Consider the following 7,456-nt stretch of genomic DNA (forward strand, 5'->3'; position numbering starts at 1 on the left):
AAAATCCATATAATGTAGCAGAAGCCTCTCTAAACCAATTTCCTTCCTTAATATGTATCCAACAAGGGTCAATAAACAATTTAGCATCCCTTTCTGTATCCACATCAACAAATTCAAGCTGTTCTTGTGTTAAATTCAAGTTGAAATGTTCCGTAATCTTCATAAAATATCAATCTTCCTTTTCTATTTATTTAGGTATAAATAGATAGAAAAATACTGTCTACAAACAACATAAATGAAAATAACCAAAAAATAACATAAAAAAGAAAGTAATAATTCTCTTGATTTTCTTATTAATAGTTTGTTAGAATAAACTCAGTTGAAATTAGAAAATCTATTATGTATTTCTGATGTGGGGACATCGGTTTTAATACAAATATGAATTTTTAGACAAATCTACTCTTTACACCTTTCGTCATTATACAACAAGAAGGTGTATTTGTCAACATTTATTTTTAAGATTTTATGAAAGCGTTTTCATTTAAATAGAGATATTATCACAACAAACAAAAGAACCCTAAAATCCAGGTTTTTTATGTAAACTTATATTCAAAAGAGATTTGTGATATAATAAATATCCATCACTAACTAACTTAAGGATTTCATCCATTTAAAAACCTCTTTATATGTGTCCATATAAAGAGGTTTTTTTGCGTTTATAAATTGAAATTATGTTAAAATTAATAAGACTACATTTGAAAATGTGGGTTCAAGTTGCTGTATTGACTGAATTGCACCAAAAAACCAATTCCATTACACGGGAATTGGTTTTTTGGTTTTGGGTGTGTTTCGTTAGCATAATTATTGACAGCCTAAGGGAGATTTGTCTCTTTATTGTTTAGTATAACTGAAATAAAAAGAAAATCCAAAATAAAATAATGAATTTTTACATATTTTCAAATCCATACACAAAAATGTAAATATATAGGTTATAATGGGTGTTGAAACACTCTCCTATGTTTCTAGTGATTGTATCTGTTATCTGTTTTTTAGTGCGAAATCTTTAGATAGATTTTGCACTTTTTTATTTATTGTTTTATAAGATCAGTATGATTTTTAGCTTATTATATTAGGGTCTAATGACAGGATAGCGAGGTTTTATCTAGATTAAACACACTTATAGGTGTACTTGCAAGTATACTTATAAGTGCGCCTATAGAATGAAAGTAAACTTTTGTATATTAGTTTACATTCAAATCCCCTTAAACATTGACTTCTTACAAATTCTCCTGATATCCTCAAAATACACAACAAAAGTATACATTCAAATTGTTGTAAACGAAGAGATATAAAATAATCTTAGTAATCACCTTGCTAAAAAAAATTAACAATACTTATTTAGCAAAAGTATTTTTTAAATTTGAAACACTATCATTTTCTTTCTTTTTTTGTTCCTCTTCTTCTTTCTCTTTCTGTTCTTTTATATCAACCAACATACTTTCAAATTGTGACAATAAATAATTTCGATTTTGAGAAGTAATTATAGCTTTAAAAGCCCATGAAAAAATAACTGTAATAAATACTAAACCAAACAAAGCAATCACAGAAGGAAGTTCATTCACATATTTAGCATGAAAAATAATTAACATATAATCTTTTAATACAAACGTAAACATAAACAATATAACTGAGGCAATCACAGGAAAACCTTTAGATAGATCATAAAAAGCTTTATTAATAGCACTAGTACGATTAATAACATCTTTTATTGTTTCTAAATCCAACATAGCTAATTCCTTTTTTTTCTCATTTAACTCTTCTAAACTATCAGAATTACATAAATCAAAATTCTCCGAAACAAATTTTACAAATTCCCTCCATTTTGACAATAACAACTTCTTTTTGAGTAAACTAACCATAAAACACCTCGTGTAATTTTTAGTTTATATATTAAGATAATGAAATAAACTTTTCAATATAAATACTTTGCCCTTTTCTTCTTATCTAAACAAAATTTCTATACTCAAAAGTGTACATTCACTTTCAAATAATTGACTTCAATATAATTCACCTGATACCTTTTTAAAGAAAAGTATACATTCAATACATAAAACAAAGAGGTAAAATCCATGAACAAAAAACCACATCTCATTGATGTCCAACCCATCCGTAGCAAAGAACAGATTGAAGATATGAAATGGGCTCTTAAACGTCATTGTTCCGAACGAGACTATATTCTCTTCCTTATTGGGATCCATACTGGATTACGTGTCAGCGATCTACTCCAAATCAAAACACAAACCATAATAAATTTAAAACGTAAAAAGAGAAAAGAATTCAAAATCAAAGAGGGAAAAACGAAGAAAGAACGCATGATTAACCTTACTTCTATTTTTGATGAAGTATACTCTTATGGCCAAACACTAGAAAGTACCTGGTTATTCCCTTCCCGAAAAGGAGATCAACCCATTAGTAAAATCCAGGCTTATCGACAATTGCAAAAAGCCGGAGATTTTGCCGGTGTAGAATCTATCGGGACCCACACTATGCGCAAAACCTTTGGTTATTGGTTCTATAAACAAACTAAGGATGTAGCTATGTTACAAGAAATCTTGAATCACAGCACTCCACAAATCACTTTGAAATATATTGGAATCAATAAAGAAGAAAAAGACAATATACTTGATATGTTTCAAATCTAATTCATCATCTCTTATTGATCATAATGTTATAAAAAAAGGTCTAAAACCTCTTTTTATAACATTTTTAAAATAAAAAAACACACCTATTCTTTTTTATCGGATAAAGATTTAATAACATCATCATAAATTCTTTGTAAGTGTATTGATTCATTTACATCAGTAGTAATTTCACTAAGGCGATCAAATATCTGAATAATTGTCATTGTACTAGATAAAAGTTCTCTCTTTTTCTCAGCTTCACTTTTAGTATCACTGGATAACTCAGAAGATTTAATTGACTCAAATAAAGAAAAAATCATATCTTCCGATAACCTATCAGTCATTGTTACACGATTTATATAATCAAGCATTTTTTTCTCATGTTTATTTATATTTAATAACTCTTCCAATTTTATTTGTAATTTCTCAATACCTGTTGAATGAGAAATTCTACAAACTGAGTCTTTCACAATCCCTTTAAAAGAATGTTTACCATCAGTAATCCTATAATACATTTTAAAAGAAACTACACCTTTTCTAATTTCATTATTTGATAACAACAGGCCTATATATACTTCTTCTCCACTCTTTAAACGTTTAGGCTTTTCCAATTCAAAAGAAGCCTTAATCTCAGAATCACTAATATAACCACCTGTAAATTTAAAATCTTCTCCAGTATCTACAGCATATTTATGTAAAAATAAAAGACATAAATAAAGTACAACATTATTATCATAATTTTTATAAAAGCCTTTAGATGTCACTCCTCTTAATAAATAAACAGGGTTCTCAGAATCATTACCTTGATACTCTAAAAGCAACCTATACTGTCTTCTATTATCAGATAAAGCTTTAAGCATTTCATTTATATAAATAGAAAATACACCTTCAACTTTATCTTTATGAGAATTTTTTAAACAAAAATCAATATGTTTACTTCCCATTTCAAACCAACTACTAAAACACTCATTTGTTGAATTATATACACCCTCAGACATTCCTTGAGCAATTATATCTTCTGCACCTTTAATTGACTCATTTGAAAATTTTAATTTCATTTCATTTTCATCATTAAAACCTAAAAACTCTATTTCATTATGAGACAATGATAAATCTAATTTCATACTTTCAATCTCATCAATAAAATTTTCTAATACAAAACTAACTCCTCTTACTTTCAAAATATCATCATTATCACCAAAATTATTTAAAGGAAATAATTCCTTTATATCATCATCTATAAATTGATCCTTATCAAAAGTTCCATCATTTTCTCTAAGTAATTTTGATAAATCTTGAAGCGATATCTGTTTATCATCAACAAAATCTAAAAATGGTACAACATACTTAAATTTCATATGATTTTTTAAAACTTCCATTAAACCCCTCCTAACTCGAATATCCTTTAATATTTATAAATTACATTATATAACATATGAAACAGAAAATAAATACATATAGCGTTTTAAAATAAATATAAATCAATATATTGTGTCTTGGTTTCTGATTCTATTATATTTTGTCTTATTTGTTTAATTTCATCTAGTAAGTTCTCTCCTTAGTATTATTTAATACCTACTAACAATACAAAATCACCCTAATATAAACATATTCAAATTTACATACATTTATATTACATATATATACGAGTTGTTTAACTGAAATATATATGATTTGGAAATATTAAACAATCATCGAAGAATAAAAGGAAATATAATATTTCTGCTGTCCCCCAACATTTCCTCTTCCTTTCATTCAAATTTTTATTATAAAAAACATAATAACAGCAAGGAAATGCTTGTATGCTGATCTGTACTGCATTCCCTTATCCTATGTATGCTATATTCTTATTCGCCTTTTTCTAACAGTAGAACCACGAATCTTGGCGAAGACATTGGTTTTTGCCCTATCCTGGGGTCCGTCCTCGCTTTTTATTCCACGGTTCCCTTGACCACGAGCCTCTGAACCCTCAAACTCCCAAAGATAACCCCAGCGGGCAAAAACCGCCCTTCTGGGGCCACCTCTGGCGAGTTTGCATGAGGGTTCCCCTCATCGTCAAGGAACTTTCGCGGCATAAACGCCAGGACTCAACAAATAAATCACTAGTTGTACGTTTATTTCATACAACTAGTTTATCAACTAGTTTAAACTAAACCATAAACTAGTTGATTATAATCAATATTTTTCACTATTATTTAAACTACATAAGAAGCTACTTTTACAGATATCATTTCTTTTAAATCATTTAACTCTTTATCCAATTTTGTTAAATGTTGCATGTAATTATCTTTTGTATTAAGAGATCCCTCAAAATAAATAGTTTCAAAAAAAGCTATAGATTTTTTATATAAATTACGATTTTCTGTTTCAATAATCATCTCAATAACTTCTTCATCCAGTTTCTTAATCTCATCAAACTTCTTTTTAAATTCTTTTTTAAAATTATTATTTAAATTCTGATTTAAAAGAGAATCAATTAGTCCGTCAACATTTCCTGCGATTTTATCGAACCTTTTTTGCAATATATAATACTTAATACACTTCTTTTTTTTGCGCTTATCTTTATTTTTCTCTTCATCAGCCGCGAAATTCCAAATAATTGTAGCAATTGCTACAAGCATTGCACCAAAAATAGAATTTGTTGATTTTATGATTTCAGCATTAACATTGATTTTAAATACATTAGCAAAAAATGAACTAAGCGATTGTAAAACAGAGAACAAACCGAAATATAAAAGTATTGATACAAAACATAAAGCTATTGGAATAATTATTAGTGCTAAAAATTTTCTTTTCCAATTAGTTTTTTCTCTAAACATAAAATATTCACCTCACTTCTTTTATTCTGTTTTTTATTATATATAAAACAATTGATTTACACACGGTGTCATTAAACATAGAGTACAACTAGTTGATAAACTAGTTGTACTCTATTCAATCTTGTTTAATATCTACAGATATTGCATAACAAACTTTAGCTGTATCTTGATCAATTATTGATTGAATATCATCAACCCGTTTCATATCTCCAATCGGCCTCCATCCTTTTCGAACACTTACCATAATTTCAGCTTCTAAATCTAATTTCTCTAACTGTTGAATTAACTCTTTTACTTTCATCAAATCACTCCTTTTCTATAACTCACTATCATTTTATCAAGTTCTTGTGTATCATTCTTTTAAAAAAGATAAGGAGGTTGTCTTACAATGAGTACCAATAAAGATTTACTTAAATTATTTGGATCTATGCCCCCTAAATCAAAAGAAACTTCTATGGATTGGAAACAAATCAAACAACAAGCTATACAAGAAGTAATCCAAAACAAACACAATCTTTCTTCTAAAAATCAGTCTACAAATCCCTAAAATACACATCTTAATTCCAACATCAATTTCTGATTTCTCATCCAAATAAAAGTGGAAATTCGGAACGCAGGATAAGGGGATGGACACAATAGTGTCCACAACTACCAGGCAAAGCCTGGTATATCAATATTTCAATGTACCTACATTTGTGTTCATAAAAGAAAATAAAAAGATGTTTTGTATACACAAAACATCTTAATCCTTTGATACATCTTTATTTATTTGTATTCACGACCAAATAATATAGTATTTTCTATTACATTTTTATCTTTCACCATGCTATTAATTATATATATGATTAAAAATGATACATATAAAAAGATAAAAATATTATTAACATCTTTATAGCAAGGAAATGCTTGTATGCTGATCTATACTGCATTCCCTTATCCTATGTATGCTATATTCTTATTCGCCTTTTTCCTACAATAGAACCACGAATCTTGGCGAAGACATTGGTTTTTGCCCTGCCCTCGCTTTTTATTCCACGGTTCCCTTGACCACGAGCCATCGAACCCTCATCGTCAAGGAACTTTCGCGGCATAAACGCCAGGACTCAAATTATAAATCTCAAAATAATTACTTTCCAAATAACCTCGCAAAAAAACCTTTTGATTCCGTAGATGCTGTTAATGATTTTGTTTCTTGTACTTCACGAATTGTTTCAAGTAACTTCTGATCCCGTTGCTCTAACTTATTATCAATATAATCTTGTTGCTTTTGTAATTGTTCAATTAACAACTTATTAAATTCTTCTTGTTTCTCACTATATTCTCTCAGTTTACTAACTTCATCTTTTAATGCTGTTAATTCTTCAGCTAAAATTTCTCCAACTTCCTTACTAGGAACAGGTTTAATACTTTCTCCACCTGTAGCAAAATAATGTTCAATTTGTTTCATTGAGTAATTTTGTTCTCGATGCAATTGTTTAACTATCTTCATTTGCTCAAGAGCTTTTTCATCAAAAATATTGTAACCTGACTCATTTTTCTCTAAAGGAATATATGTCTTTAATTCTTTCATCCAATTCCTTATAACATTTGGTGATTCATCTAAATATAATGCAACTTCTTTAACAGTCATAGCTATATAACCTGGGTTTTCTCTACCTAGGTATTCACTTTTATCCATCTTTTTACCCACCTTCAAAACCTAGATAAAAACCTAAATATTTTTAATATCAAGGGTTATTCCCAAAAAAATCATTCTTAGAACCTAGGTATTAAACCTAGGTTTTTACTAATTCATTCTACTAAGGTTTATATCCTTCTGTCATATGAAAATAACGGAATTTTTCATATCTCTAATTCATACTTCATTTAGCAAAGATCTTAGCCCCGCCACAAAAAGTTTTCTAATAACATTGCAACAAACCACAATCAAAATCACATTCTTGTTTTTTAACATAATAAAATTAAGTTAAAAAACAAGGCATTTTATAAAATTAGAAATTCTAAATTAAAATAGAA

General features: G+C 28.2%; 7 protein-coding genes. 2 read left to right on the forward strand and 5 right to left on the reverse strand.

Annotated features, from left to right (window positions below; all coding sequences use genetic code 11):
• Nucleotides 1–1,334 precede the first annotated feature (1,334 nt).
• On the reverse strand, nucleotides 1,335–1,859 hold the full coding sequence (locus EGX95_RS29955) for a hypothetical protein (protein ID WP_050224796.1): 525 nt from the start codon (nucleotides 1,857–1,859) through the stop codon (nucleotides 1,335–1,337).
• Between the two features lie 210 nt (nucleotides 1,860–2,069).
• Here EGX95_RS29955 and EGX95_RS29960 point away from each other — a divergent pair, with 210 nt between their 5' ends.
• Complete coding sequence (locus EGX95_RS29960) at nucleotides 2,070–2,642, forward strand: tyrosine-type recombinase/integrase (protein WP_123805839.1); 573 nt, start codon at nucleotides 2,070–2,072, stop codon at nucleotides 2,640–2,642.
• 83 nt (nucleotides 2,643–2,725) lie between these two features.
• On the opposite strand, the gene EGX95_RS29965 is transcribed toward EGX95_RS29960, so the two are convergent.
• The 3 genes from EGX95_RS29965 to EGX95_RS29975 all read right to left on the reverse strand — a co-directional run bounded on the left by EGX95_RS29965 (nucleotide 2,726) and on the right by EGX95_RS29975 (nucleotide 5,741).
• Complete coding sequence (locus EGX95_RS29965; protein ID WP_123805842.1) at nucleotides 2,726–4,000, reverse strand: hypothetical protein; 1,275 nt, start codon at nucleotides 3,998–4,000, stop codon at nucleotides 2,726–2,728.
• Nucleotides 4,001–4,816: 816 nt separating this feature from the next.
• Nucleotides 4,817–5,440, reverse strand: coding sequence for a hypothetical protein (locus EGX95_RS29970; protein ID WP_050224800.1), 624 nt, complete (start codon nucleotides 5,438–5,440; stop codon nucleotides 4,817–4,819).
• 115 nt (nucleotides 5,441–5,555) lie between these two features.
• Nucleotides 5,556–5,741, reverse strand: a complete 186-nt coding sequence (locus tag EGX95_RS29975; protein ID WP_050224801.1) for a hypothetical protein — start codon at nucleotides 5,739–5,741, stop codon at nucleotides 5,556–5,558.
• Between the two features lie 87 nt (nucleotides 5,742–5,828).
• Here EGX95_RS29975 and EGX95_RS30590 point away from each other — a divergent pair, with 87 nt between their 5' ends.
• Nucleotides 5,829–5,987 carry a hypothetical protein gene (locus EGX95_RS30590; protein WP_192957654.1) on the forward strand — a complete coding sequence of 53 codons (159 nt, stop codon included), beginning with the start codon at nucleotides 5,829–5,831 and terminating at the stop codon, nucleotides 5,985–5,987.
• Nucleotides 5,988–6,566: 579 nt separating this feature from the next.
• Here EGX95_RS30590 and EGX95_RS29980 read toward each other — a convergent pair.
• The gene (locus tag EGX95_RS29980) at nucleotides 6,567–7,118 is read right to left on the reverse strand and encodes a MerR family transcriptional regulator (protein ID WP_123805844.1); all 552 of its coding nucleotides are present in this window, start codon (nucleotides 7,116–7,118) and stop codon (nucleotides 6,567–6,569) included.
• Between the last annotated feature and the right edge of the window lie 338 nt (nucleotides 7,119–7,456).

It is taken from the genome of Bacillus sp. FDAARGOS_527, assembly GCF_003812125.1.
GTDB classification, from domain to species: domain Bacteria; phylum Bacillota; class Bacilli; order Bacillales; family Bacillaceae_G; genus Bacillus_A; species Bacillus_A paranthracis.

Excerpts from the sequence above, each read along its gene's own strand:
- EGX95_RS29955 (WP_050224796.1), bottom strand. The coding sequence starts at position 1,859 with ATGGTTAGTTTACTCAAAAAGAAGTTGTTATTGTCAAAATGGAGGGAA.
- EGX95_RS29960 (WP_123805839.1), top strand. The coding sequence starts at position 2,070 with ATGAACAAAAAACCACATCTCATTGATGTCCAACCCATCCGTAGCAAA.
- EGX95_RS29965 (WP_123805842.1), bottom strand. The coding sequence starts at position 4,000 with ATGGAAGTTTTAAAAAATCATATGAAATTTAAGTATGTTGTACCATTT.
- EGX95_RS29970 (WP_050224800.1), bottom strand. The coding sequence starts at position 5,440 with ATGTTTAGAGAAAAAACTAATTGGAAAAGAAAATTTTTAGCACTAATA.
- EGX95_RS29975 (WP_050224801.1), bottom strand. The coding sequence starts at position 5,741 with ATGAAAGTAAAAGAGTTAATTCAACAGTTAGAGAAATTAGATTTAGAA.
- EGX95_RS30590 (WP_192957654.1), top strand. The coding sequence starts at position 5,829 with ATGAGTACCAATAAAGATTTACTTAAATTATTTGGATCTATGCCCCCT.
- EGX95_RS29980 (WP_123805844.1), bottom strand. The coding sequence starts at position 7,118 with ATGGATAAAAGTGAATACCTAGGTAGAGAAAACCCAGGTTATATAGCT.